This is a genomic window from Geobacter sp., assembly GCF_030834625.1.
Classification (GTDB): domain Bacteria; phylum Desulfobacterota; class Desulfuromonadia; order Geobacterales; family Geobacteraceae; genus Geobacter.
In genome coordinates, this window is the sequence record NZ_JAUQXO010000077.1 from 17706 (window position 1) to 43173 (window position 25468).

Below are 25468 nucleotides of genomic sequence, written 5' to 3' on the forward strand. Positions count from 1 at the left end.
CTGCCGTCTCCTTTCGCGCACAAGGTTCACAGGATTGCTTATCGACCATTCGGGGAGATTATTGAGAAAAAAATGGCGCTCCCTGAGTCGTCATCGTCTCAAAACGCAAAAACGCCGCGGTCACCCGCAGCGTTTTTTGTGTCTCACCAGGAAAAGGATGGCTATTTGAAGTCGGCGTACCGGGAGATGACGAAATCCCGGTCCTTCGCCTCCTTCAGGTGGCATTCGAAGCAGTTCTTCACCGAATCGACCCCCGAAAGTTTCCCCTCCGGCGTGAAACCGGCGAAGAGCCAGCCGCCCGTGGCGGTCTGCTTTGCGTCCTTCTTCATGAGGACGACCATGCTCTTCTTCCCCTTGACCGGCTTGCCCCCCTCATTCCTGATGGTGTGCTGCACCACCACGAAGCGGCTCCCCTCCGGGTACGGGCCACCCTTCTGGTAGGCGGGCATGGCCTTCTTGTCCACGTAAATGTTGTGGATGCCGTAGAAGAGCGACGACTTGTCGTTCACCACTTTCTCCGTGCTCTTTTGCCACTTCTCGTATCCCTTCGGCAGCGCGACCTTCTCTGCGGCCGTGGCGGCCGCCGTGGCGACCAGAAGAACGGCTGCCGCCGCCCATGCGGTTCTTTTCATCGCTTCCCCCTTCACTGGTAATATGAACGGGAAGAATAGCCCAACGGGAAACGATTGTCTACCTCCCGGCCACCTTCTTCGGCCTGGTGTGGGACAGATCGAACTGGAGCATCAGGTAGCCGTAGTGAATATCGTCGCCGCTCCCCGAGGCATCGCGGAAGAACTTGCCGGTGAAGAAGCGGTCGTAGCCGGCGATGGCAGAGAAGTTGCCGCCCATGGCGTAGGTCAAGGTAAAATCAGTCTCCAGGCCGATGCGGCGGCTCACTCCGTCAGGGACGTAGTTGGCCAGGAAGTAACGGCCCGTGACAGAGAGGTTCAACTCCTTCGTAAGGTCGATGCCCCAGCCGAGGTTGTAGATCTGGAGGCCACTGGCGTGGATACTCCCCACATCAAGCCCCGAGAGGTCACCTACGACGCTCATGTCGCCGGCCAGGGAAGAATCGGTGAGCTGGTTGAGGAATTCCTTGCGGCCGCTCGTGCCGTCGGCGGACGCGCGGCTCCCGGAGCCGTAGGCGGCGCCGGCGAAGAGGTGGTTGGTGAAGCCGGCAAGCTCGGCGTCGGCGTACAGGTCCACATGCCCACCCCAGGCGTTGATGCTCTCGTTGGCGTCAACGCCGTTGTGGAGTCGTCCCCGCTGCCAGACCGGTTCCACCTCCAGGGAAACCGGCCCCAGCTTCGTGGTGGCCCGCAGGCCGAAGGAGTTTCGGTGCTCGCCGGCCTGGCGGTCATCGGAGCCGCTGTCCCGGAAACCGTAGAGCTCAAGGGCGGTCCCTTCCGCAACGGTCCAGGTGGCGTAGGCGCCGGCAAGCCCCCCTTCGATGCCGTCTGACCAGGGGGTGGCGTACCAGCCGCCGAAGAAGTCCACCGTGAAGGGCTTTGCCGGGGTCAGCTGCAGCCGCAAGGCGTCAAAGGTAAGCCCCTGGTAGAAGGAGTTGCTGCCGATCATGAAGGCGCTGCCGTAAACGAGCTCCTGGCGGCCCACCTTGAGGGAGTTCCCTTCCCGGGTGAGGCAGAGGATTTCCGCAAACCCCTGGTAGAGGGAAACCTTGCCATAGTACTGGTCGCCGCCGGTGTAGCCGTACCCCTGCCCCTCGGCATGAAGGTCGAGCCAGCCGACCGGATGCCAGAAGAGATAGGGTTTCACCCGGTAGAGGAAGCGCCCCTCGGCATGGCCGGGAGCATGGCTGAAATCGGGTAGCCGGAGATTTCCGGCCCCTTCTCCCCGCACAAAGCTGTTCACCCCGAACCGGTAGAGGTAGTCATAGCGATCCGGCTTTGCCAGCATCGACTCCACCTCTCCCCGCAGGGAGTGGTAGCCGTGGTGCTTCTCCAGTTCGTCGGCGAGATCGGTATGGAGCCGACCGATCAGCTCACGATCGTCCGCCGGCAGGGCGTCCGCCCCCTCTGTCCGGTACTTGACTACAATTTTATCGACAATGGCGAGAAAGCAGTCCGCCGCCTCGCTCTGCAGACAGGGTTTCCCCTCCACCGCCATGGCGGCCGGGAGGGCCCGCTCGGCACCATACCGGTGCGCCAGATCGGCAATGTGCCGGCAGACGACGGGCTCCGCCACGGCCGGCGGTTCCGTTGCTGCCATTGTGGCGGCAAGCAGATTCTCACCACCTCCGACGAGGGCGAGCGATAGCGCGGCGAATACTATGTTCTTTTTCATGGAATTCGGTCCCTTCTCCCCGGATTGATGTTTCCGACGGGACGAGGCCGCTACAGGAGCCGACACGCTCAGCAACTCCAGCCTGCGTCATTAAAACTTATCGGCATCAATCAACCGAACTTCACTCTAAAAAACACGCCCCTTTGATTACTGCCAAGCAATCCGCCAGTTCGCACCCCTACCCTGCCGCGCTGCAGACCGGGCACCCCTGCATGGAGAAGGGGGGCTCCAGGCGGCAGGCTGCGAGGAGCTCGGCGTTGCGGAAGATCTCCCGGGGCGGCCCGTCGGCCGCCACCGTCCCCTCCCTGAGGACGATGGTCCGCTCACAGAGCTCCAGCACCATGTCCAGGTCGTGACTCGTGAATATCTTCGTATGCCGAAACTCGCGCAGAAGCCCCATGAGCTGCCGCCGGGCAAAGGGGTCGAGCCCCGCCGTCGGCTCGTCCATGACCAGGATGTCCGGTGACATGGAGAGAACCGTGGCGATGGCGACCCGCTTCTTCTCCCCCCCCGAGAGCCGGTAGGGGGGCTTGCCCCGCAGGTGCCCGGCACCGACCCGCGCGAGGGATTCAGCCACCCGCCGCTCCACCTCGTGGGGAGGAAGTCCCAGGTTGAGAGGGCCGAAGGCGACATCGTCTCCCACTGTCGGCATGAATAGCTGGTCGTCCGGATCCTGGAAGACCATGCCGACGGTGCGGCGCACCTCGGCAAGGGTCGTGCGGACCACAGGCGTATCGCCGATCCGGACCTCCCCTCCCGTGGGCGGAAGATACCCGTTCAGGTGGAGGAGCAGCGTCGACTTGCCGGCCCCGTTGGCGCCGATAACCGCCACCGATTCTCCGTGGTGGATTTTGAAGGAAACCCCTCGAAGGGCCTCGGTCCCGTCGGGATAGGAATGGCGAAGGTCCTTGACCTCGACGATATGGTGACTCATGGGAGTACCCCCATTACCAGCACACCGATCAGGTGCGGCACGTTGACAAAGCGCAAAAGCATGAAGAGCAGACACCAGCCGACCGTGAAGACAACCTCGCGCCGTCCGAAACAACACTCACGCCCGACGTGGAACGTACCCCGGAACCCCCGGGAGAGCATTGCCATATGGATCCGTTCGGCCCGGTCCCAGGTTCGGAGAAGGAGGCTCCCCACCAGGGCACCGTAGGTCTTCATCCCCATCCCCCGTCCCGCGAAGGAGCGGAGTTCCCTGGCCCGGGCCATCCGTACCCCCTCGTCCCCCAGAACGAAGATGTAGCGGTAGAGGAAGAGGAGCTGCACCACGAAGGCCTGGGGAACGCCGAACCGCTGGAGCGCCAGGCAGACCCCGGCGAAGCCGGTCACGGCCACGAGCACCACGGCCGCCCCCACGGTGAGTACGGCCCGGAGGATGATCGACAGGAACGACACCCACCCTCCCGACACCGCCAGGGAACCGAGCATCGTGAGCGGCTCCCGGTCGAACAGCGGATTGAAGAGCCCCACCACGGCGGCGAAGGGAAGGACCACCAGCAGTTTGCGGGTCACGACCCCCGGCGGGATGCCGCTGACGGCAACCATAACCAGCGGAAAGAGAATAAAGGGGATGAGTCCCGAGACCTCGTAACGGCTGAAGGAGACCACCGTCACTATGAATACGAGGGTTACGAGAACCTTCGCCCGGGGGTCCAGACGGTGAACGGCCGAATCACCGCCGGCGAGGAGGTCGAGGCGGTTCAGGTCGCGGAGTGCTGTTTCAATGTGGGGCATGGGATAGAAAACGAAGGGGAGCGCGCGGGGGCTCTTCCCTGTGGACAGATGAACCCGCCATCGGCAGAATCACGGGGACGTGCGACGGCGCAGAACCAAGCCGATGAGAAAGGCGACAGCGAGGGTCAGCACACCGCCGACGATCCCCGACACGGAGGAGCCAATCCTGCCATCCCCTGCCGATTGTGCCGCGGGCCTTGTCGCAAAGGCCCCTCCCTGGGTCGCCGGTCCCGGCGCCTCATGCCCAACGGGCTTGGCAAAGGAATAGTCGGGAAGGAAGACACTTTTCTCCTGAAGCGCCGCCAGTCTCCCGTGGACGCCCCCCTTCGGTGCTTGCAGCTCTCCTGTGCCGGTTACCCCCGCGATGGCCCACTCAAGACCGTCCGGTTTCCCGGAGGCAAACCAGGAGACGACCCCGCCGGCAAAAACTGTCACCGCAAGAAGCGAGACCACCACCTTCCTGAAACCGGCGCCATCTGACGCGGCTTGAGCCGGTACGGAAATACCGATGATTTCCGGATGGGCCTTCGCCACGAAACCGACCACGGCAGCGGTGACAAGCCCCTCCACAATGCCGATGGCAAGATGGATCGGCTGCATCAGAAGGACAAAAGAGGAAAAAGGAAGCGCCGAGATTCCCGAGAGGACTGTCTCCAGCACCACGGCAAAGGCGCCGACCTGCAACCCCGCCACCGCGGCTGCAACCGATGCGGCGGTGATCCGCCCCTGGCCGGCTCCGGGGGGGGCAACTGCGCGATAGATGAGGGGATAGGCGATGAAGACGGGGAAAAACCCCAGGTTGAAGATGTTGCACCCCAGCGCCAGGAGTCCCCCGTCGGCAAAGAACAGGGCCTGCACCACGAGGACCGAAGCGATGGTCAGAAATGCCGCGTGGGGACCAAGAAGCACCGCCAGCAGCAACCCTCCCCCCAAGTGGCCGCTGGAGCCGGTCCCCGGAATGCTGAAGTTGATCATCTGGGCAGCGAAAACGAACGCCCCCAGAACCCCCATGAGCGGCACCTTCCGCTCGTCGAGCTCCTGTTGTACTTTTCGGCCGCACCAGGCAATGGTGCCGGCCGTGGCCGCCCAAAGGGCGCCGCCGACCCCAGGGGAAATGAGTGCGTCAGCCATATGCATTTATGGCCCTCCCTAACATGGACCACCATCCAATCGTGTTACGATTCTTAACATCGGTAACACTGTCGGGCAACAAAAAAGAGCGGTGTCTGTCAATAAACATGAAAACGGCAGTTGTAATAACACGGAGAAACGGAGCAACGGAGAAGTCAATAGTCAGCTCAAAATCCCTAATGGGTAGGGCTCTTACGTAAAATTAGGCGCAATTCCCTCTCGGATTTTTCGCCGTTGCTCCGTGTTGCAAATGCTTTTTTCAGGATATTTGCAGCAATAATTGGGCCAGCCAGAAAACAAAAAAAGCCGGGCTTCATGTCAGCCCGGCCTCTCCACAATTATGTCTACTCGTTCACCCTTATCTCCGCACGTGGATCTCCCGCGCCAGGGCGGTGTCGATGGCGAATTCGGAGTAGCCGATCCGGAAGATGTACGACGGGAAGGTCTGCATGAGGTTGATCCGGTTCCCCGGCAGAACCCCCATGGCCATGAGCTTGCGCATCTTGGTGTCGTCCTCGGTGAGGATGTAGGCGATGTCCCCCTCCTCCCCCGCCTTGAGCTCGGTGAGGGGCACCACGCCGAGATCACCGCTTTTCTTCGCCGTGTCGCAGCAGTCACCGGGGGGGATGGGCTTGCCGTGGGGGCAGGTGGCCGGATGGTTGAGCATGGTGCAGACCTTGGCGTCCACCTCCTCGTGGAGCAGGTGCTCGAATTCGCAGGCCTTGGCCTCGGCGCTGTCGCCGCGGATATTGAGCACATCCATCATGAGGCGCTCGGCGAGCCGGTGGCGCCGCACGGTCCGCTTCCCCTCGTCTTTCCCCTCGGGCCGCAGGAAGACGCGCCCCCCCCGCACCTCGATGAAGGCCAGGGAGGCCAGCTCTCCGTAGGCCGGGTCGTCGGCCGCAACGGTGATTCCTTCCAGATCGAGGTGGGGCTTCCCCTCCTCCTCGCAGGCTATCCAGAGGGCTTCGAGGATCTCTTCCGCTTTATCGGACAGTTTCATGACGTTCTCCTTTATGGTTTTCAAACGACGACACCGTAATTTTATCGCGTTTTCTTGTCTCTTTTCAGGACACCCTTCAATGCCTTGATGGCCTTCGGCTCAGGCGGATTCTCGTAGAAACATTTCGGGCAACGGACCGACCGGCAGGTCTTCCCGCACCGGCCGCATCCCCTGATCCCCTCCTCTTCGGAGAACTCGTTACCGCAGAAGCCGCAGCGGATCATAAAATCCCCGTCACCAGGATGAGCCGGTTCAGCAGATAGCCGCTCCCGAACGCCACGAAGGAGACGAAAACCGCGATGAGGGTGGCGCTCCTGAGCCCCCGCTCCTTCTTCATCATGAGGAACTGGGCCACGCAGGGGACGAAGAGGGTGAGGGTCACCGCCGCCACCACCAACTGCCGCGGCTCCATGAGCCCCTTCTCCTGGAGGTCGTAGAGGCCGGCTGCCCCGTAGTCGCGCCGGAAGAAGCCGAAGATGAAGGCCACCGCCGCCTCCTTGGGAAGCCCGATGGTCGCCATGATCGGCTCCATCCATGCCACGAGCTTCTCGAAGAAGTGGGTGATCTTCCCGAGCCACAACAACACCGACGCCAGGATGAAGAGCGGCAGGATCTCCATGAAGTACCACTGCATCCGGGTGTAGGTCTTGGTCATGACGTTGGAGAACTGGGGGAGCCGCATGGGAGGGAGCTCCATGTAGAACATGGGGGTCTCCCCCGGCATGATCCGGGCCGCCAGAAGCCCGATCACCAGGAAGATCGCCAGCAGGCAGAGGCTCCAGACCATGAGTGCCCCCGGCGTCTTGGAAAGGAGGGCCATGATGACCCCCAGCTGGGCCGAGCAGGGGATGGCCAGAGCCAGGAGCACCGTGGCGATGATCCGCTCCCGCACCGTTTCCAGGGTTCGGGTGACCATGGTGGCCATGGTGTCGCAGCCGAAGCCGAGCACCATCGGGATCACCGCCCGGCCGGTGAGGCCGATCTTCTTGAAGAGCCGGTCCACCAGCAGCGCCAGTCGCGGGAAATAGCCACTGTCCTCCAGCAACGAGAAAAAGAGAAAGAACGTGGCGACGATGGGGAGGATGATCCCCACCGCGTAGCGAAGCCCCAGGGTTATGATGCCGTACTCCCCCACGAACAGTTCCTGGATGATCTCCCACGGCACGATCCCCTTGACGAAATCCGTTACCCACGGGTTGAAGTACTCCTCGAAGAGGGTTCCCTCCAGAAAGTCGACCAGGGTACCGGCGCCGAAGACCCCCACGAACTGGTAGAGCCCGTAATAGAGCGCGATAAACAGAAGAGGGACACCGGTAATGGGGTGGACCGCCCAGGATGAGAGGCGCTCGCCGAAGGTGACCCGCCGCTTCTCGGGGAACACGATAACCCCCTCCAGGAGCCCCTTCACAATCCCCTTGCGCTCCAGCGAAAGATCCAGGTGGAACGACTCGCGGCGCTCGAAGATCTTCTCCTTTACCCGCTCGGCGATGAGCGATGCCCGTGCGCCCTCGTTCCCTGCCACGAGTCGCGCTATCTCTTCGTCCCGCTGGAGCATCAGGAGCGCCAGAGCCTTTTTCGCCAGGGTGTAGTTCCCCTGCAGAAGCTCTGTGATCTCGGCGATATCCCCCTCCAGCCTGCGGCTGTAGCCGAAGGCCGCATGGCGGCTCCCGTCGAAGGAGGCGATGGCCCGGCGGATTTCGGGGAGCCCGCGCTTCTTGGCCGTTGCGGCACCGATGACCGGGATACCCAGTTTCTCCTGCAAAAGAGGTATGTCAATGGCAAGCCCCATCCGCTCGGCCTCGTCCATGATGTTGACCACCAGGATCACCGGCAGCCCCGCCTCCACGAGCTGGAGCGTCATGGCCAGCATCCGCTCCAGGTTCCGGGCATCGAGCACGTGGAGCACGACATCGGGCCGCTCGTTCAGGAGAATCTCCCGCGCAACCCGCTCCTCCTCGGTGATGGGGAGGATGGAATACATGCCGGGGGTGTCGATGATCTCGCAGGCCCGCCCCTCGATGGTGGTGGAACCGCGGGACACCTCCACCGATGTTCCGGGATAGTTTGAAACCGCCACATAGGCACCGGTAAGGGCATTGAAGAGGACACTCTTCCCCACGTTGGGGTTCCCCACCAGGGCCACCTTTTTCACGTTCCCGGCCGGCGCCGCGACACGGTCGTGGCTGGAGCGTTTGCGCTCAAACATTCCCATTGTATGGTTACTCCTTCATGAAGCACTGTTATTGATATTCACTTTCAGCTAAAAGGGCAAAAAAATACACGACGGAGAACTTCGTCGCGCACTACGGGTGGCATTTCGTGCAGAGCCCGTAGAGTTCCAGCTTGTGGTACCTGATCAGAAAACCATGGGCAGCCGCCACCTCGTTCTGGAGCTTTTCGATGCTCTCATTCTCGAACTCGATGATGGCGCCGCATTCCGTGCAGACCAGATGGTCGTGGTGCTCCCCCTCCGAGACATGTTCGTAGCGGGTCTGGCCGTCACCGAAATGGATCTCCCGCGCTATTCCCGACTCGGCAAAGAGCTTCAGGGTGCGGTAGACCGTGGCGTAACCGATGCTGGGATGCTTGGCCCTCAGCTTGAGATATAACTCCTCAATGCTCAAGTGCCGGTCGGAGGAAAGAAAGGCGTCAAGGATGACGTCGCGCTGGCGGGTCGACTTGAGACCCTGCTTGGCAATGTAGTCCTGGAATATTTTCTGTTTGGCCCGCTTCATTTCCGACCTCAACTGAAAGTGATTTTCACTCTAAGAAATTAGTGCGGACGAGTCAATACTTATTTTCACTACCTCTACCGTACGTTCAGCAGAAACCAAGAAGTCATCCCCGTGACCGCTCTTCGTGAGTCCGTACGGAAAGAAATGGTGTCTCTGGCTTTAAATTCTGCATTGAGTGACTATACTAATAGCACTACATTTTATATTTCATTGATTTTATTACGGTCCATGCACATGGCAACCAGAATTCTCGTCATCGAAGACAACCTTGAAATCGCACAGCTCATACGGCAGCACCTCGAAAACGACGGCTACGACGTCACCCTGACCCACGACGGCGCAGCCGGCCTTTCCGAAGTCGAGAGGCTAGCGTACGATCTCGTCATCCTTGACCTGATCCTCCCGGGGATTGACGGGATCGAACTTTGCCGACTGATCCGGTCCCTTAAAGAATACATTCCGATCCTTATGCTCACGTCACGGGATGACGTGGTCGACAGGGTCGTCGGGCTCGAAGTTGGCGCCGACGATTACCTGACAAAGCCGTTCAGCTTCCGGGAACTTGTTGCCAGGGTCAGGGCAATAGTGCGGCTGGTGGAAAAACTTGGCAAGAGGGAGAGTCCCTCCTTCGATAATGTCCTGCGTGTCGGGGCTCTTGTTCTGGACACCGAGAGACGGGGTGTTTTCAGGAACGGCCGAGAGATGAAGCTAACCCCCCGGGAGTTTGAGATCCTTTCGCTCATGGCCAAACATCCCGGCAAGGTTTTTTCCAGGACTCAGCTCCTCCGTGAGGTGTGGGGATACACGAACGACTGCTATGCTCATACGATTGATTCTCACATAAACAGACTCCGCTCCAAGCTCGAAGAGAATCCTTCCCGGCCAGAACTAATGCTGACCGTCTGGGGGGTCGGATACAAGCTGAACGATGACGGGATTGAATCCGCGCAGCGTTTTACGCGACCCGGTGAAGCGGAAACAGGACCCTGAAAACGGTCCCCTTGCCCGGTTCGCTCTCCACCGTGATGACGCCGTTGTGCTGCCTGACGAGACCGAATACAATGGAAAGTCCGAGCCCCGTCCCCCTCCCCGGTTCCTTTGTGGTAAAGAACGGCTCGAAAATCCTTCTGGACGTAGCGTCATCCATCCCCTTCCCCGTGTCGCTGACCGTCATGACCGCATACCGTTCCGCCTCCTGATGGTCAGCCAGTTCCGGCGCGAGGTTGGATGACTCCACCACGTCGGTCCTGATGGTGAATTCACCCCCCTCCGGCATGGCGTCACGGGCGTTAGAAGCGAAGTTCATGAGGATCTGCCCGATCTGCACCGCATCGGCGACGATGACCGGGTCTTCGGCGCTCAGAGCTGCGGTGATCCGGATCCCCGTACCGAGGAGTCGTTCCAGGAAGTCGAGCCGCTCCTCAATGACGTCGTTCAGTGAAACCGGCCTGAAGTCGGCGGCATGCTTGCGGCTGAAGGTCAGGAGCCCCCTGTTGATGCCCGCAGCATGCCCCACCGACGCGAGGATCTGTTCGGCGTAATGTCGCGCCTTCGCGCCCGTTTCCGGGTCGTCGACGATCAGCTCGGCGTAGCCGGTTATGGCGGTGAGGACATTGTTGAAGTCGTGGGCGACCCCGCCGGCCATCCGGCCGAGGGCTCGCATCTTCTCGGAATGGAGCAGTTGCTCCTCCATCTCTTTTTTCTCACGGATGTCCCGGGCGATTGAATCGCACATCAGAAAGCGCTGGTGCTCGTCGCAGATGACCTTCGACTTGACGAAGACCGGCACCTGCCGGCCGTCCCGGGTCAGGAAGTCCATTTCCCCCTCGAAGTATCCCTTCTTTTTCAGCTGCAGGAAACGATCAAAGCTCCATCTCCGTGACTCGGGTGTCAGGAAGCCGGCGAGGCTTCTGCCGATCATCTCGTCCGGCTCGTAGCCGAGGGTCGCGGCCATGGTCCGGTTGCAGAGGATGATGACGGCATCGCCGTCGAGGGAATACATCATATCCGGTGCGCTATCGTACAGCGTGCGGTATTTGTCCACCGCCTCCACGAGCTTCTGCTCCAGGTTGACCCGGTCGGTCACGTCGAGCATTGTCATGACGACGAGCCTTACGGAGCCATCGGCATCCGTCAAGGGGTAGGCACTGGTGCCGAGGTAGTGCGGAAGGTCTCCAGTGGGGTAGACGACGTGCAGGTCCTTCTGGCGCCGGCCGGTATCGAAGCAGGCTCCGGCCGCGCATCGGTACTGGTCATACTTGATGTAACAGGGCTTTTCCGGGTTGTGGTGGATCTCGTAACATCGGGTGCCGATCACTTCATCGGCCGCTTTGTCGAATTTTTCGCAATAGGCCCGGTTGGCGTAGACAATGGAGCAGTCGTCCTTCACAACGATAATGCTGACGCCGATGGTGTCGAGGATGGCCGAAAGAAACCCCTCCCGCTTTTCGAACCACGCGAGTGGCTCGCCGGCAGCCGCTCCGCTCCTCTCATATATCCGCACGCCCATGACATCAATTCCCCATGCCCGCAGCCAGTGGAGCGCCAGCATCTCCCTCACGCTTAGTTATAGCACAGCCTTCGCACCGCTCAATCGGAGCAGATCCCCACACGCGATGTCACCAGAGAAAAGTGAATAATTTGTGATAGTTTCGTGATTAATTCGCCGGCCGCCTCCGTATGCTTAGGGAGTACACAACGGGCACAATGGACTGTCTCGGGGGTGACGAGTATGAACGCGGAGCGAAAACGCCTGGAGAACCAGCGGAAGGGGAAGGAAAACTGGCGGCTCTGGGGGCCGTACCTCTCGGAGCGGGCCTGGGGGACCGTGCGGGAAGACTACAGCCCCGGCGGGGACGCCTGGGGGCACTTCAGCCACGACCAGTCCCGCTCCCGGACCTATCGCTGGAACGAGGACGGTCTCGGCGGGATCTGCGACGAGGCGCAGCGGCTCTGTCTCTCTCTCGCACTCTGGAACGGCCGGGACCCGATCCTCAAGGAGCGTGCCTTCGGCCTCACCGGCACCGAGGGGAACCACGGCGAGGATGTAAAGGAGTTCTACTTCTACCTCGACGCCACCCCCACCCACAGCTACCTCCGCTACCTCTACAAGTACCCGCAGGCTGAGTTCCCCTACGCGCTCCTCGTGGATGAGAACCATCGCCGCTCCCGTCATGAGCCCCCCTTCAGCCTCCTCGACGCCGGCGCCTTTGCGGAAAACCGCTACTGGGACGTGGAGGCGGTCTACGCCAAGGCGGACCCGACGACCATGCTTGTCCGGATCACCGCCTCCAACCGGGGACCGGAGAAGGAGACGATCCACCTCCTCCCCACCCTCTGGTTCCGTAACGACTGGGCGTGGGGGGACGATGAGGTAGAGAAACCGGCCCTTGCCGCCGTCGACCCGCCGCCGACCGGTGCCGCCTGGGGGGTGAGCGCCACCCACCCGTCCCTCGACACCTGGCATCTCTACGGCGCGTCTTCCGCAAAACAGCTCTTCACCGAAAACGAGAGCAACAGCGAGCACCTCTGGGGTACGCCGAACGCTTCCCCCTACGTGAAGGACGCCTTCCACCGCGCCGTGGTGAATGGTGAACAGGAGGCGGTCAACCCAGCTTTGACCGGTACCAAATTCGCCGCCTGGAGCAGCCACGAAGTGCAGCCGGGGGGCTCCGTGACCATCGATCTGGTCCTCACCATTCCCCCCTTCCACTCGCCAACCGAGGAGTATCTCCCCTTCAAGGGGTTCGACAAGACCCTTGCGAGCAGACTCAAGGAGGCTGATGCCTTCTACGGCGAGTTCCTTCCCGGCGCCTCGCCCGACGACGCGAACATCTTCCGCCAGGCCCTGGCCGGACTCGTCTGGAGCAAGCAGTTTTTCCACTACGACGTAGCCCGGTGGCTGGACGGTGACGGCGTCCCGCCGCCGGAGGGGCGCCGCTGGGGACGGAACCACAGATGGCGCCACCTGAAGGCGGCCGACGTCTTCATCATGCCCGACACCTGGGAGTACCCCTGGTTCGCCGCCTGGGACCTGGCCTTTCACTGCGTGGCCATGGCGCTGGTGGACATCGACTATGCAAAGGAGCAGATCGAGCTGCTGCTCGACCGCCGCTACCTCCACCCGAGCGGCCAGATTCCGGCCTACGAGTGGTCCTTCGAGGACGTGAATCCGCCGGTCCACGCCTGGGCCGCCCTGGAGTGTTTCTATCAAGAGAAGACACAGCGGGGGACGGCGGATCTGGCCTTCCTGCGCCGGGTCTTCAACAAGCTCGTCCTCAACTTCGGCTGGTGGATAAACCGAAAGGACCCGGACAGCCGCGACGTCTTCGAGGGTGGCTTCATGGGGCTCGACAACATCTCGGTCTACGACCGCTCCCAGCCTCTTCCCCCCGGTTTCAGCCTCAAGCAGGCCGACGCCACCGGCTGGATGGCAATGCTCTCGCTGAACCTGGCGGTGATGGCCATCGAACTGGCCCGGGAGGAGCCCGAATACGAGGAGATGGCGATCCAGATCCACGCCCAGTTTTTCGCCATCGCCAACGCCATCCACGGCTACACCGAGACCGGCGTCCCCCTCTGGGACCCAGAGGATCGCTTCTTCAAGGATGCCCTGGTGACTCCCCATGGCATCCACTCCCTGCCGGTCTTCTCGTGGGTGGGGCTTGTACCGGTCTTCGGCATCGAGCTCGGCTACCCGGAGCAACTGGAGGGACTCGACCGCTACAAGGCCTTCCTCAAGAGCCACGCCGGCGGCAAATACGACGGCAACATCGTCTGCGCCTGTCCCCATACGGAGAACCCGCGGGGCGAGCGGTTCTTCTCCCTGGCCCTTCCGGCCAACATCCCCGACATCATGCGGCGGGTCCTCGACGCCGAGGAGTTCATCGCGCCCCACGGGGTGCGGGGCCTGAGCAAGATCCACGAACGGCTGCAGCGGTTCGGGGACATCCCGGGGGTAGGCGAGACCATGATCGCCTATGAGCCGGGCGAGTCCCAGTCGGGGCTCTTCGGCGGCAACTCCAACTGGCGGGGCCCCATCTGGATGCCGCTGAACTATCTCTTCGTCCGGGCCCTCGACAAGTGCCACCGCTACCTGACCGGGAGCTTCACCGTGCCGGCCCCCGCACTCGGGGAAAAGGAGGTGACCCTGGAGCAGGCGGCGGACCTGGTGGCCGAGCGGCTCATCGATATCTTCCGGCGAAACCGCCAGGGGCTGCGGCCGGTCTACCCGGCGGAGAGCCCATTCCAGAGCGACCCCCACTGGCGGGAGCTGCTCCTCTTCTACGAATACTTCCACGGCGACACCGGCCAGGGGCTTGGCGCGGCCCACCAGACCGGCTGGACGGCGCTGGTGGCGAACCTGATCAAGCGACGGTACGACCGGCAGCTGCCCATAAGGCCGGTGACGACCGAGCCGCTGCCATAGCGAGAAACGGAGGCAATACCCGTGTCCGCGATGCTCGACGCCCTCCGGAACCACTGGCCCGAATACCTCATGGAAGCGGCGGGGCTCGGCATCTTCATGATCTCGGCCGGACTCTTCGGGGTCATCCTCTTTCATCCGGCCTCGGCGGTGGTCCAGGCCCTTCCCGATCCGCTGCCGCGCCGGATCCTCATGGGGCTGGCCATGGGCCTGACCGCCATCGGCATCATCTACTCCCCGTGGGGGCGGCAGTCGGGGGCCCACCTCAACCCGGCGGTAACCCTCACCTTCACCACCCTCGGCAAGGTGGCCCCCTGGGATGCCATCTTCTACATCCTCGCCCAGTTCGTGGGGGGGACGACAGGAGTCTATGCGGTGCTGGCACTCCTCGGAGAGCGCTTCGCCGAGCCACCGGTCTCCTACGTGGCGACCATGCCGGGGGGATACGGCCCCTGGGTCGCCTTCACGGCCGAGGTGATCATCACCTTCATCCTCATGACGGTGGTGCTCACCACGAGCAACATCCGGAAGACGTCGCGCTACACCGGGCTCTTTGCCGGCTGCCTCGTGGCCACCTACATCACCATCGTGGCCCCCATCTCGGGGATGAGCATGAACCCGGCCCGCTCTTTCGCCTCCGCCTTCCCCGGCGGGCTCTGGGACAACCTCTGGATCTACTTCACCGCCCCTCCCCTCGGGATGCTGGCGGCGGCGGGCTTCTACCGGGGGATACTGAAGGGGCACGACATCTACTGCGCCAAGCTCAACCACCATACCTCGCGGCGCTGCATCTTTCTCGGCTGCCGGTTCGGCGACCTGCTGAAGGGGAAATGACATGGTTTCACGGATGCGGATAGCGGCAACGGCCCTCGTGCTCGCCCTCTTGGCCACCCTCCCCGCCTTCGCCGCGCCGAAGGTGGTCGGAGTCGGCGCCATCGGCATGACCGTCGCGGACATGGAAAAATCGGTCGCCTTCTACACGGAGACGCTCGGTTTCAGAAAGCTTTCGGACACCGAGTTCCACGACCCCCGCTTCGACCGGCTCACCGGGGTCTTCGGCGCCCGGGTGCGGGTGGTGCGGCTGGCCCTGGGGACGGAAGCGGTGGAGCTGACCGAGTACCTCACCCCCGCATGCCGGCCCATTCCCCCCGATTCCCGGAGCAACGACGGGTGGTTCCAGCACATCGCCATCGTGGTGCGGGACATGGACGCCGCCTGGGAGCGACTCAGGAAGCACCGGGCGCGGCCGATCTCGGTGGCCCCCCAGCGGATCCCCGACTGGAACAGGACTGCCGCCGGCATCCGCGCCTTCTACTTCCGCGACCCGGACGGCCATCCCCTGGAGCTCATCTGGTTCCCCGCCGGCAAGGGTAATCCCCTTTGGCAGGAGAAGACGGAGGCACTGTTCCTCGGCATCGACCACACCGCCATCGCCGTGGATGACACGGACCGTAGCCTCGCCTTCTACCGGGACACGCTTGGTCTCACCGTGGCCGGAGAAAGCCTTAACCACGGCATCGAGCAGGAGTACCTCAATCACGTCTTCGGCTCGCGAGTCCGGATCACCGGCCTCAAGGCGCCGGAAGGTCCGGGGATCGAGTTCCTCGAATACCTCGTCCCCCGGGACGGCCGCCCCTACCCCGACGATGCGAAGCCGTGCGACCTCTTCCACTGGCAGGTGACCCTACGGGTTGAGGAGGCGGAAGGATTCCTGAGCCGGCTCGCCGAAAAACGGACCCGCTTTGTCTCGCCGGAGGCCGTCGATGTCACGAACCTGGGGCTGGAGGGGACAAAGGCCCTCATGGTGCGCGACCCGGACCGCCACGCCCTGCGGCTGGTGGAGCGGTAGAAGACAGTTTTCACCGGTGCAGCTGGCTCTCTGCCGGATGCGCCCAGATATTCCCGGCGTGAAGCCACAGCGCGACAGGGATAGACACGAAAGGAGACAACCATGGCAGACATCAAGTGGAATCTGGACTTCGGGGCGGCGATTGAAGCGGCCCAGAAAAGCCGCAAACCGATCTTTCTCGATTTCTGGTTCGACGGCTGACTCGGCTGCAAGGCGATGAATACGGGTCCGTATTCCGAAGAGAAGGTGCAGCGGTACCTCGAAGAGTATTTCATCCCGGTCAAGAGCCAGTGTTTCTGGGATCGACGGACCGATCTCATGAAGCAGTTCAACGTCAGCTGGACTCCCACCCTGCTGGTCCTCGACCCTAGCGGCGCCGAGCACCACCGGGTAGTGGGATTCGTGCCGAGCGACGACTTCCTGGGACACTTGAAACTTGGGCAGGGGAAGATGCATTTTGACCGCTTTCGCTTTGTGGAGGCGATGGCGGAATTCCAGGCGGTTATCGATGGACACCCGACGGCCGGTGTTGTGCCCGAGGCGATCTTCCTCCTCGGGGTAGCCGGTTACTGGAAGAATCACGACGCCACGGCACTGCGCCGGGCTTACGACACGCTCGCCGCTCAACACCCGCAAAGTGAATGGGCCCGCCGGGCGGTGCCGTACGCCCAGATTCCCCTGTAACCGGACAGGAGCATGCCATGCTCAGTGAGGAGAACAACCATGGGCAGCGAGCGTTACGACGTCATCATCATCGGCAGCGGAGCGGGCGGAGGGACCCTGGCGCACCGCCTGGCCCCTTCCGGCAAGCGGGTTCTCCTCTTGGAGCGGGGGGAATACGTCCCCCGGGAGAAGGACAACTGGAACCCGCGGGCCGTGAACGTCGAAGGGAAGTATCAGACGGAAGAGATCTGGCGCGACCGAGACGGCAAGGAGATGCACCCCCACACCAACTACGGGGTCGGCGGAAACACCAAATTCTACGGGGCGGCCCTCTTCCGGCTCCGGAAGGGGGACTTCGGCGAACTCCGCCACCATGGCGGCATCTCACCTGCCTGGCCCATCTCCTACGACGAGCTGGAACCCTACTACACCAAGGCGGAACAGCTCTACCAGGTCCACGGCCAGCGGGGCGAGGACCCCACGGAGCCGCCGGCCAGCGCCCCCTACCCCTGCCCCCCAGTGAACCATGAGCCGCGGATCCAGGAGATTGCCGACGACTTCGCCCGTCTGGGCCTGAAGCCATTCCATACGCCGCTGGGGATCCTGCTGGACGAAGGGAACCCCCGCAGCCGCTGCATCCGCTGCAACACCTGCGACGGCTACCCCTGCCTGGTCTACGCCAAGTCCGACGCCCAGGTGCTGGCCGTGGACGAGGCGATCAATCATCCCAACGTGACGCTCCTGACCGGCGCCTGCGTGGAGCGGCTGGAGACGAGTCCCTCAGGGCGGGAGGTGACGAAGGTAATCGTCAGCCGCAACGGCACCCGCGAGGAGTACACGGGCGACATTGTGGTGGTCTCCTGCGGGGCGATCAACTCGGCGGCGCTCCTTCTGCGCTCGGCCAGCGACCGGCATCCCAACGGCCTCGCCAACGGCTCGGACGTGGTGGGGCGCCACTACATGGGGCACGTCAATTCGGTCCTCATGGCCATCTCCAAGTGCCCTAACCCGACGGTCTTCCAGAAGACGCTGTCGTTCAACGACTTCTACCTCGCCTCGAAGGAGTGGGAGTACCCCATGGGGCACATCTCCTTCGTCGGCAAGCTCGACGCCGAGACCCTGAAGGCGGGAGCGCCTGCCCTGACCCCCGGCTTCACCCTGGAGTACATGGCGAACCACTCCGTCGACTTCTGGCTCACCTCGGAGGATCTCCCGGCCCCCGAGAACCGGGTGACCCTCGACCGCCAGGGGAACATCGTTCTCGCCTATCAGCCCAACAACGAGGAGGGGCACAAGCGCCTCATCGCCAAGCTCAAGAATTTGATGCAGCAGCAAACCGCGTGTCCCGAGCACGGCCACGAGTGCCACCAGGGGATCTTCGCCCGTAACCTCTTCGTGGGGCAACGGATCCCGCTGGCCGGCGTGGCTCACCAGAACGGGACGGTCCGCTTCGGCAACGACCCGCGGACCTCGGCCCTTGACCGAAACTGCAAGGCCCACGAGCTGGATAACCTCTACGTGGTGGACGCCAGCTTCTTCCCCTCGTCCGGGGCGGTGAACCCGGCACTGACGGTCATGGCCAACGCCCTGCGGGTGGGGGATCATCTCCTGGCACGCCTGAAGTAACATTTGCGAAAGGAGACTTTGCCATGAGCACCATGAAAGCTGTTGCCGTCACCCCCGGCGTCGCCAAGAGCGCCCGCCTGATCCAGGTGCCCGTGCCCGCCCCGACCGCGGATCAGGTCCGGGTGCGGATGATCCGCGTCGGCATCTGCGGCACCGACCTGGAAATCGACCGGGCCGAGTACGGCCAGGCCCCGCCGGGCGAGGAGTACCTGATCCTCTGCCACGAGAACTTCGGCCAGGTGGAATCGGTCGGCGCGAACGTGAAGGGGGTCGCCCCCGGCGATCATGTAGTCGCCATGGTGCGGCGGCCCGACGACTGCCCCAACTGCTGCGCCGGCGAGCAGGACATGTGCATCGCCGGCAACTACATGGAGCGGGGCATCAAGGGGCGGCACGGTTTTCTCTCCGAATACTACGTGGAGTCTCCCGAGTACCTCATTCCCATCCCCCCCGACCTCAGGGAGGTGGGGGTGCTGCTCGAACCGCTGACCGTGGTCGAGAAGGGAATCCGCCACGCCTGGGCCGCCCAGGGGCGGATGAAAGCCTGGAGTCCGAAGCGGGCGCTGGTTCTCGGCGCCGGCCCCATCGGCATGATGGCCGCGGTGGTGCTGCGGCTCAGGGGGTTGGAAACGATCGTCTACGCCCGCGACACCAGCCCGGTCATCTCGGAGCGGGTAGCCGCCATCGGCGCCAGGTATATCCCCCAGTTGGACGAGAAGGGGGAGATGATCAACCACATCGGCGAGCTTCCCAAGCAGTGCGGGGCGTTCGATTTCATCCTTGAGGCGACCGGGGCCGAGCAGGTGGCCCTGAGCGCCATGCGCATCATCGGCCTGAACGGCATCCTCTGCCTCACCTCGGTCACCGGGAGCGAGAAGCCGATGGAGATCTGCGCCGGCTGCCTCAATCTCGAGCTCGTCCTCGGCAACCGCTCCGTCTTCGGCAGCGTAAACGCCAACAGGGCCGACTTCGAGCAGGGAGTCAGGGATCTGGCCGCCGCCCGGGAGCGGTGGCCAGGCTGGCTCGAAGGCGTCATCACGCGCCGCGTGCCGATTGACCGCTTCCGCGAATCCTTCGAGCGGCAGCCCGGCGACCTGAAGGTAGTTGTGGAACTTTGACGGGAGAATGAAATAGGAGATGCTCGATGGCCACTCTCACGGTCATTGACGAAAACATCCGGCAGCTGCGTCAGGGAATCGACCTGGTCGACCGGCTCACCGACCAGTTGTACCAGACCACCGTCGGCCCTTGCTTCAACACCGGCGTCGGGATGCACTTTCGCCACATCCTCGATTACTACTCCTGCTTTCTTGCAGGGATCGACAGGAGCATCGACTACGACGCCCGGGAACGCAACGAGCTCCTTTCGCGGGACAGAAGCCGCGCCATGGGGAAGAGCCGGAGAACCATCGATGAACTGGATGTGCTCCGGTTTCAATCGGGCCTGCTGGAAAGCCGCGTAATGGTCAGGGACAACGAGCGGGATGACGGCACGGGGAAACCTTCCCCCTGTCATTCCACCGTCGGACGCGAGCTGAAGTTCCTTCTTTCCCACACGGTGCATCACTTCGCCATCATTGCGATGATGCTTCGCATCCAGGGTTTCGAGCCCTTCGAGGAGTTTGGTATTGCCGCGTCGACCATCGAGTGCCGGCGGCGGTATGCCACCGCAAAGCATGAAGGATGATCAACATGTGTACTGCCACCTGGGTGATGACTGAAAATGGCTACGATCTGCTCTTCAACCGCGACGTTCAGCGGACCCGGGGCATCGCCCGGCCTCCGGAGATACGCGTGGAAAGAGGCGTGCGATACATCGCGCCGGTCGACACGGACCATGGCGGCACATGGCTCGGTGTCAACGAATTCGGTCTTGCCGTCGGGCTGGTGAACCACTATCCCGCCGGCCAAGCGCCCGCCGACGAAGATAGCGATGGCATGATGAGCCGTGGGCACCGCGTACGCTCTTTACTTACCTGCGCCACTAAAGAGGAGGTCCTGACACGCTGTGCCCAGGAGCAGACCGGGCGCTACCGGCCGTTCATCCTCCTTGTTATCGAGCCGGGCAGTAAAGCAGCCACCCTCACCTGGGATGGTACCGGAGCCGGAGTCGTGCGGGAACCGGTCCGACCGCCGGTCACCACGTCGTCTTTCCGAACCTTGGATGTGATCGAACACCGGCGGCGGTTCTTTGAGCGGATGACGGCAGGACAGGAAACGATTTCGCTGGATCTGCTCGCCGCGTACCATGCCAGCCACGATCCCGAGGCTGGCCCTTTCTCCGTCTGCCTGCATCGCCCCGACGCGAAGACGGTGAGTTTCAGCCATATCCGGGTCGACGCCGGCACGGTCCTGTTCCGCTACTGGGAGGGGTCGCCCTGTCAAGCCGAGCCGGTCAGGTCCACATCGCTCCAGCGCATCGGTCGCAGCTGCCGCATCCGGGAAACCCGGCGCGTGGGGTAACAGGTCGGACATCCAGTTGAAAAGAGAGGTAACCATGCTCAGCAAAGGACAAAAGACCATCAGTTGGATTCTGCGGATCGTTGCGGCGGTCATCCTGCTTCAGACCCTCTTCTTCAAGTTCACCGGCGCCCCGGAGTCGGTCTACATCTTCTCCACCCTGGGGATGGAACCGTGGGGGAGAATCGGCTCGGGGGTGGTGGAGCTGGTGGCCTCGATCCTGCTCCTCATGCCGCGCACGGCGGCGGTCGGCGCCATCATCGCCCTCGGCACCATGGCGGGGGCCATAGGCGCCCACCTGACCAAGCTCGGGATCGTAGTAATGGATGACGGCGGAACCCTTTTCATCCTCGCCCTGGTCACCTTTGCGAGCTGCGCGGTGGTGCTCTTCCTCCACCGCCGGGAGATCCCGGTGATCGGCGACAAATTGTAGAGAGGATCGAACCATGGATGGTGACATCTCCGCATCCGGCATCTTCAGGATCGCCAATCCCTTCACCGACCCGCTTCGCCGCGGTGCATTCGCCCTTGCCTGCGGGGGCATGGAGCGGCTGCTGCTTCTGCGTCGGTGCGAGCGGCTCTACGGGACCGTCGCAACCGTGGGGGACGACTCCTTCCCGGAGCGGGTCCTGACCCTGCTCGGCCTGCGCCACGAGACATCTGCGGAGGAGTTGGGCCATATCCCGCGCCAGGGTCCCGTCGTGGTGGTGGCAAACCACCCCTTCGGCGCCGTCGAGGGGGTCATCCTTGCCCACCTCCTCAGGAAGGTCCGCCCCGACGTGAAGATCATGGCAAACTTCCTCCTGGACCGAATCCCGCAACTCCGCGACCTGTTCATCACGGTGGACCCCTTCGGCGGGGAGGGTGCCGCGCACCGCAACCGGCGGCCGCTCCGGGAGAGCATCCGGTGGGTGCGGGAGGGGGGAATGCTCGTCATCTTCCCGGCGGGCGAGGTCTCCCACCTGAGCCTCCGGCGGCGGGAAATCGCCGATCCCCCCTGGAGCCGGACCATGGCGCGCATCGTCAGGGCCTGCGAGGCACCGGTACTGCCGATGTTCTTCGCCGGGCGCAACAGCATCCTCTTCCAGCTTCTGGGGCTTCTCCACCCCCGCCTCCGGACAGCCATGCTTCCCCGTGAGCTGCTTAACAAGAAAGGAACGACTCTCCGCGTCAGGATCGGCGCCCCCATTCCCGTCAACAAGCTGGCAGGTTTTCCGTCCGACCGCGAACTGGTCGGCTACCTGCGTCTGCGCACCTATCTCCTGGGAAGCGGAGAAGTTGAGGGGAGGGAGAAAGGTCGTCTTACCCCTGACCATGGGCCGGTGGCCCCTCCCGAGGAGTCACAGCGCCTTGAGGAGGAGATCGGGAGACTGCCGGCCGGGCAGCTTCTGGCGGAGAGCGGAGCGTTCGCCGTGTTCCAGGCCGATGCCGTGCAGATTCCCGCAATCCTGCGGGAGATCGGAAGGCTGCGGGAGATAACCTTCCGCGAGGTGGGGGAAGGGACCGGCCACTCCGCCGACCTGGACCGGTTCGATGGGCACTATCGCCACCTCTTCATCTGGAACCGGGAGAAGCGGGAGCTGGTGGGGGCCTATCGGCTGGGGGAGACCGACACGATCATCCAGCGGTTTGGCATGGAAGGACTCTATACCAGCACACTCTTCACCTACCGCGTCGATTTCCTTGACCGGATCGGCCCTGCCCTGGAGGTGGGGAGATCATTCGTCCGCCCCGAGTACCAGAAATCGTACGCCCCCCTGCTGCTGCTCTGGAAGGGGATCGGCCGCTTCGTGACCGCAAATCCCCGCTACCGTGTCCTCTTCGGGGCGGTCAGCATCAGCCGGGAGTACAGCGACCTCTCCCGGCAGCTCATCGCCAGCTCCCTCCAGCAGGGGCGACTCATCCCCGAGCTGGCCCGCATGGTCACCGCCCGGACCCCCCTGAGGCTCAAGCCGCTCAAAGTTCGGGGGTGCGAACCGGCCGGCGGCTTGCCCGCGGCTCTCGACCTGGAGGACGTTGCCGCCATGGTCGCCGACATCGAGGTGGATCACAAGGGGATACCGGTCCTTCTACGGCATTACGTCAATCTGGGGGGGAAGTTTCTGGGCTTCAACATCGACCGGGAATTCAGCGACGTCCTTGACGGCCTCGTCCTCGTGGACCTCCTGGAGACGGAGAGAAAAACCCTGGAGCGGTACATGGGGAAGGACGGGGCAAAGGCGTTTCTCGCCTGGCACTCCCGGGAGGGGGATGAGGCCGTGCGGCGGAGCGCATAGGGGTGAATCAAGAGGAGGAAACCCGAACGGCCGTCTTTGTGACGGCCCAAAACCGTCATGCCTCCCTCTTCGAGGGAGCGTTATGACCTCAGGAGGCACAAACATGAAGGACGAACCGAAATGGCAGTTTGCAGAGGCCGCTGATCGACAAGGAGACACTCCAACGGCGGTGCCGGTCTACCGGCATGTGTTCCCGAAGAAGGTGGTCGGCACCCTGGCCGCTTTCCTGTTGTGTTGCGGAATCGCTTCGGCTGATCAGGTTCAGGGCAACAACCCCACGAAGCTGCGCAAGTTCATCGACCAGCAGGTCGGTGGCATCTCCAAGCTGAAGGTTCCGGCAAACGATGCCGACCTTCCCCAGCCGCGGCTTCCTAATGGAATGCCTGACCCGTTCTTCCAGACAACCGAGGCGAAGCGTTACCTCGGCAAACAGCTCTTCCACGACCCGGTCAGAATGGTCAGGATTCGGCCGGAGTTCGGTGGCATCCCCGCCACCGCGCAGACCGCCTCCTGCGCCACCTGCCACCAGGGCGAATCGGCGTCGAAGGCCGGCACGCTGCTGAACTTCGCCGCCGGAGGCGAGGGGCGGCACTACACGGACGCACAGGGGAACTTCATTCCGCGCCGGCGGCCGGACCTGTCCATACTCCCGATCCTGCGGCAGACCCCTCTCTTCCCCGGTGACGCGCTGGTGGACGAGATCCCTACGCTCACGGACATCTACGAGTTCGCGGTGGGCAGTCCAGCCCGGGGTCGCAAGCTACCGGACCCTGGTCAGCTGCTGCGAACCGGTCGACTCGACGCCTTGGACAGCGTCGCGCGCAATGCGCCAGGCTGTATCGGCGCCGCCTTCAACAACCGCCTCTTGATGGGCGGGTTCGCAGGCGAGCCCGACGCATCGCCCGGGGGCCTCAACCCGTTCGGGCATCCCGCGCAGGAGAACATCGCGCTCTTGCTGCTCGATGCTCACCGGATGCTGGAAGCTCAGTCGGCCGAACTGCAGAAGTACGCCACCTATCAGAAGCTCTTCCGGGATGCGTTCCCCGAGGAGGCCGCCCAGGCCGACGCCGCGGGCGACTTGAACCTGCTGATCAACGACATGAACATCTTTCGGGCGACGGCTTCCTTCCTGCGAACCACGGTCACCCGGGACACTCCCTGGGACCGGTACCTGGCCGGAGATAATCGTGCGCTGACGCTCAAGCAGCGCCGGGGCGCCAGGCTCTTTTTCACGCCGGCGACAGAGGGTGGAGCCGGTTGCTACACCTGCCACAGCGGACCGATGCTCAACAAGCAGGTGAACGATCCCGACGTGGCCGGCGTCGGTCAGTTCGTGGAAGAGAACTTTCACAACCTCGGGCTCGCCGACCACCCGCTCCAGGCCTTGAATAAGGTAGCGAGAAATGATCCCAACTTCCGCGATGACGGACGCAGGGAAATCACGGGCCGTGACAGCGATGCCTTCAAGTTCCGCACGCTGACGCTACGGCAGCTCAAGGACGCCCGATTCTTTTTCCACAACGGCTCGTTCACGAGCGTGAAGGACGTGGTCCGGTATTTCAACGCCGGTGTGCCACAGGACACAGAGGCCGCCGCGGCAGGGACGCTGTCAGAGCGCTTCACGCACCCGCGCGGACCCGGCTCGCCTCCCGGCCTGGGCCTGAGCGACAATCAAGTGGACGATCTCACCGACTTCCTCGAGAACGGCCTCTACGATCCCGCGTTCGTGCGCCACGATCCCAAATCGCCGACAAGGATGTTCCAGTTGAACGAGCGTGATTTCACCTACTCGAAATACCGTCCGGATCTCGCGGCCCTGGGCGCCATTGACGGCCGGCCACTCAGCGGCCTGCCGCAGGACAACAACGACGCCCTTTCCCGGCGCGACATGGGTCTCGAGTTCCTGGACGTGACCGGGCAGGTGGACATGGCACTGAGCAACTCCACCCGCAGGGGCAACGGCCGGAGCCAGATCGACGACTACAGGTTCACCAACAGCAGTTCGTCGATGGTAGACACGCACCTTCTCGTGGTCGTCAAAGGCCTTTCGCAGCAAAGCCGACTGGACAACGCCAGCGGGACCACGAGCGCCGGCGATCCGTATCTGCGCGTGTTCCTCCCCGATGGTGTCCTTCTTCCCGGCCAGAGCATCGACGTGAAGCTGCTCTTCAAGCAGCAGCACTACGCGCCGCCGGCGACATACTCGCTGACGCTCCTCTCGGGACAGGGGAACCCATAACCCGATAGTGTTGT

Annotated in this window: 22 protein-coding genes; 12 read left to right on the forward strand and 10 right to left on the reverse strand. The window is 63.1% G+C overall.

Annotation, left to right across the window (positions count from 1 at the left end; all coding sequences use genetic code 11):
* Positions 1-161 precede the first annotated feature (161 nt).
* From RCH91_RS19020 to RCH91_RS19060, 9 genes are all read right to left on the reverse strand, one after another.
* On the reverse strand, positions 162-632 hold the full coding sequence (locus RCH91_RS19020; protein ID WP_306536620.1) for a cytochrome P460 family protein: 471 nt from the start codon (positions 630-632) through the stop codon (positions 162-164).
* 58 nt (positions 633-690) lie between these two features.
* On the reverse strand, positions 691-2304 hold the full coding sequence (locus RCH91_RS19025; protein WP_306536621.1) for an alginate export family protein: 1614 nt from the start codon (positions 2302-2304) through the stop codon (positions 691-693).
* Between the two features lie 178 nt (positions 2305-2482).
* Positions 2483-3238: an energy-coupling factor ABC transporter ATP-binding protein gene (locus tag RCH91_RS19030; protein ID WP_306536623.1), complete on the reverse strand. Its 756-nt coding sequence runs from the start codon at positions 3236-3238 to the stop codon at positions 2483-2485.
* Positions 3235-4047 carry a cobalt ECF transporter T component CbiQ gene (cbiQ, locus tag RCH91_RS19035; protein ID WP_306536625.1) on the reverse strand — a complete coding sequence of 271 codons (813 nt, stop codon included), beginning with the start codon at positions 4045-4047 and terminating at the stop codon, positions 3235-3237. The genes RCH91_RS19030 and cbiQ overlap by 4 nt, the downstream gene beginning before the upstream one ends.
* 69 nt (positions 4048-4116) lie before the next feature.
* Positions 4117-5184 (reverse strand): energy-coupling factor ABC transporter permease, encoded by a 1068-nt coding sequence (locus tag RCH91_RS19040; protein WP_306536627.1) that lies wholly within the window; start codon positions 5182-5184, stop codon positions 4117-4119.
* A gap of 352 nt (positions 5185-5536) precedes the next feature.
* Positions 5537-6181, reverse strand: coding sequence for a metal-dependent transcriptional regulator (locus RCH91_RS19045; protein ID WP_306536630.1), 645 nt, complete (start codon positions 6179-6181; stop codon positions 5537-5539).
* Positions 6182-6222: 41 nt separating this feature from the next.
* On the reverse strand, positions 6223-6405 hold the full coding sequence (locus tag RCH91_RS19050) for a hypothetical protein (protein ID WP_306536632.1): 183 nt from the start codon (positions 6403-6405) through the stop codon (positions 6223-6225).
* Positions 6402-8393 carry a ferrous iron transport protein B gene (feoB, locus tag RCH91_RS19055; RefSeq protein WP_306536634.1) on the reverse strand — a complete coding sequence of 664 codons (1992 nt, stop codon included), beginning with the start codon at positions 8391-8393 and terminating at the stop codon, positions 6402-6404. The genes RCH91_RS19050 and feoB overlap by 4 nt, the downstream gene beginning before the upstream one ends.
* Before the next feature lie 91 nt (positions 8394-8484).
* Entirely contained in the window at positions 8485-8916 is a 432-nt protein-coding gene (locus tag RCH91_RS19060; RefSeq protein WP_306536636.1) for a Fur family transcriptional regulator, read from the reverse strand.
* 234 nt (positions 8917-9150) lie between these two features.
* Between RCH91_RS19060 and RCH91_RS19065 the strand changes: the two genes are divergently transcribed.
* Positions 9151-9906, forward strand: coding sequence for a response regulator transcription factor (locus RCH91_RS19065; RefSeq protein ID WP_306536638.1), 756 nt, complete (start codon positions 9151-9153; stop codon positions 9904-9906).
* Here RCH91_RS19065 and RCH91_RS19070 read toward each other — a convergent pair.
* Positions 9872-11425 carry a PAS domain S-box protein gene (locus RCH91_RS19070; RefSeq protein ID WP_306536640.1) on the reverse strand — a complete coding sequence of 518 codons (1554 nt, stop codon included), beginning with the start codon at positions 11423-11425 and terminating at the stop codon, positions 9872-9874. The two genes, RCH91_RS19065 and RCH91_RS19070, sit on opposite strands and share 35 nt — an antisense overlap.
* Before the next feature lie 222 nt (positions 11426-11647).
* Between RCH91_RS19070 and RCH91_RS19075 the strand changes: the two genes are divergently transcribed.
* The 11 genes from RCH91_RS19075 (at position 11648) to RCH91_RS19125 (ending at position 25454) form a co-directional block, all read left to right on the forward strand.
* Positions 11648-14344: a glucosidase gene (locus tag RCH91_RS19075; protein ID WP_306536642.1), complete on the forward strand. Its 2697-nt coding sequence runs from the start codon at positions 11648-11650 to the stop codon at positions 14342-14344.
* A 30-nt stretch (positions 14345-14374) separates the two neighbouring features.
* Positions 14375-15175 carry an MIP/aquaporin family protein gene (locus tag RCH91_RS19080; protein ID WP_306536698.1) on the forward strand — a complete coding sequence of 267 codons (801 nt, stop codon included), beginning with the start codon at positions 14375-14377 and terminating at the stop codon, positions 15173-15175.
* 1 nt (position 15176) lies between these two features.
* On the forward strand, positions 15177-16190 hold the full coding sequence (locus RCH91_RS19085; RefSeq protein ID WP_306536644.1) for a VOC family protein: 1014 nt from the start codon (positions 15177-15179) through the stop codon (positions 16188-16190).
* A gap of 216 nt (positions 16191-16406) precedes the next feature.
* Entirely contained in the window at positions 16407-16874 is a 468-nt protein-coding gene (locus RCH91_RS19090; RefSeq protein ID WP_306536646.1) for a hypothetical protein, read from the forward strand.
* A 39-nt stretch (positions 16875-16913) separates the two neighbouring features.
* The gene (locus tag RCH91_RS19095; protein ID WP_306536649.1) at positions 16914-18479 is read left to right on the forward strand and encodes a GMC oxidoreductase; all 1566 of its coding nucleotides are present in this window, start codon (positions 16914-16916) and stop codon (positions 18477-18479) included.
* Positions 18480-18502: 23 nt separating this feature from the next.
* Positions 18503-19597, forward strand: coding sequence for a glucose 1-dehydrogenase (locus RCH91_RS19100; RefSeq protein WP_306536650.1), 1095 nt, complete (start codon positions 18503-18505; stop codon positions 19595-19597).
* Positions 19598-19623: 26 nt separating this feature from the next.
* The gene (locus tag RCH91_RS19105; RefSeq protein ID WP_306536652.1) at positions 19624-20166 is read left to right on the forward strand and encodes a hypothetical protein; all 543 of its coding nucleotides are present in this window, start codon (positions 19624-19626) and stop codon (positions 20164-20166) included.
* A gap of 5 nt (positions 20167-20171) precedes the next feature.
* Positions 20172-20942 carry an NRDE family protein gene (locus RCH91_RS19110; RefSeq protein ID WP_306536654.1) on the forward strand — a complete coding sequence of 257 codons (771 nt, stop codon included), beginning with the start codon at positions 20172-20174 and terminating at the stop codon, positions 20940-20942.
* A gap of 34 nt (positions 20943-20976) precedes the next feature.
* Entirely contained in the window at positions 20977-21372 is a 396-nt protein-coding gene (locus RCH91_RS19115; protein WP_306536656.1) for a DoxX family protein, read from the forward strand.
* A gap of 13 nt (positions 21373-21385) precedes the next feature.
* Positions 21386-23215 carry a lysophospholipid acyltransferase family protein gene (locus tag RCH91_RS19120; protein WP_306536659.1) on the forward strand — a complete coding sequence of 610 codons (1830 nt, stop codon included), beginning with the start codon at positions 21386-21388 and terminating at the stop codon, positions 23213-23215.
* A 103-nt stretch (positions 23216-23318) separates the two neighbouring features.
* Positions 23319-25454 (forward strand): cytochrome-c peroxidase, encoded by a 2136-nt coding sequence (locus RCH91_RS19125; protein WP_306536660.1) that lies wholly within the window; start codon positions 23319-23321, stop codon positions 25452-25454.
* The last annotated feature ends 14 nt before the right edge of the window (positions 25455-25468 follow it).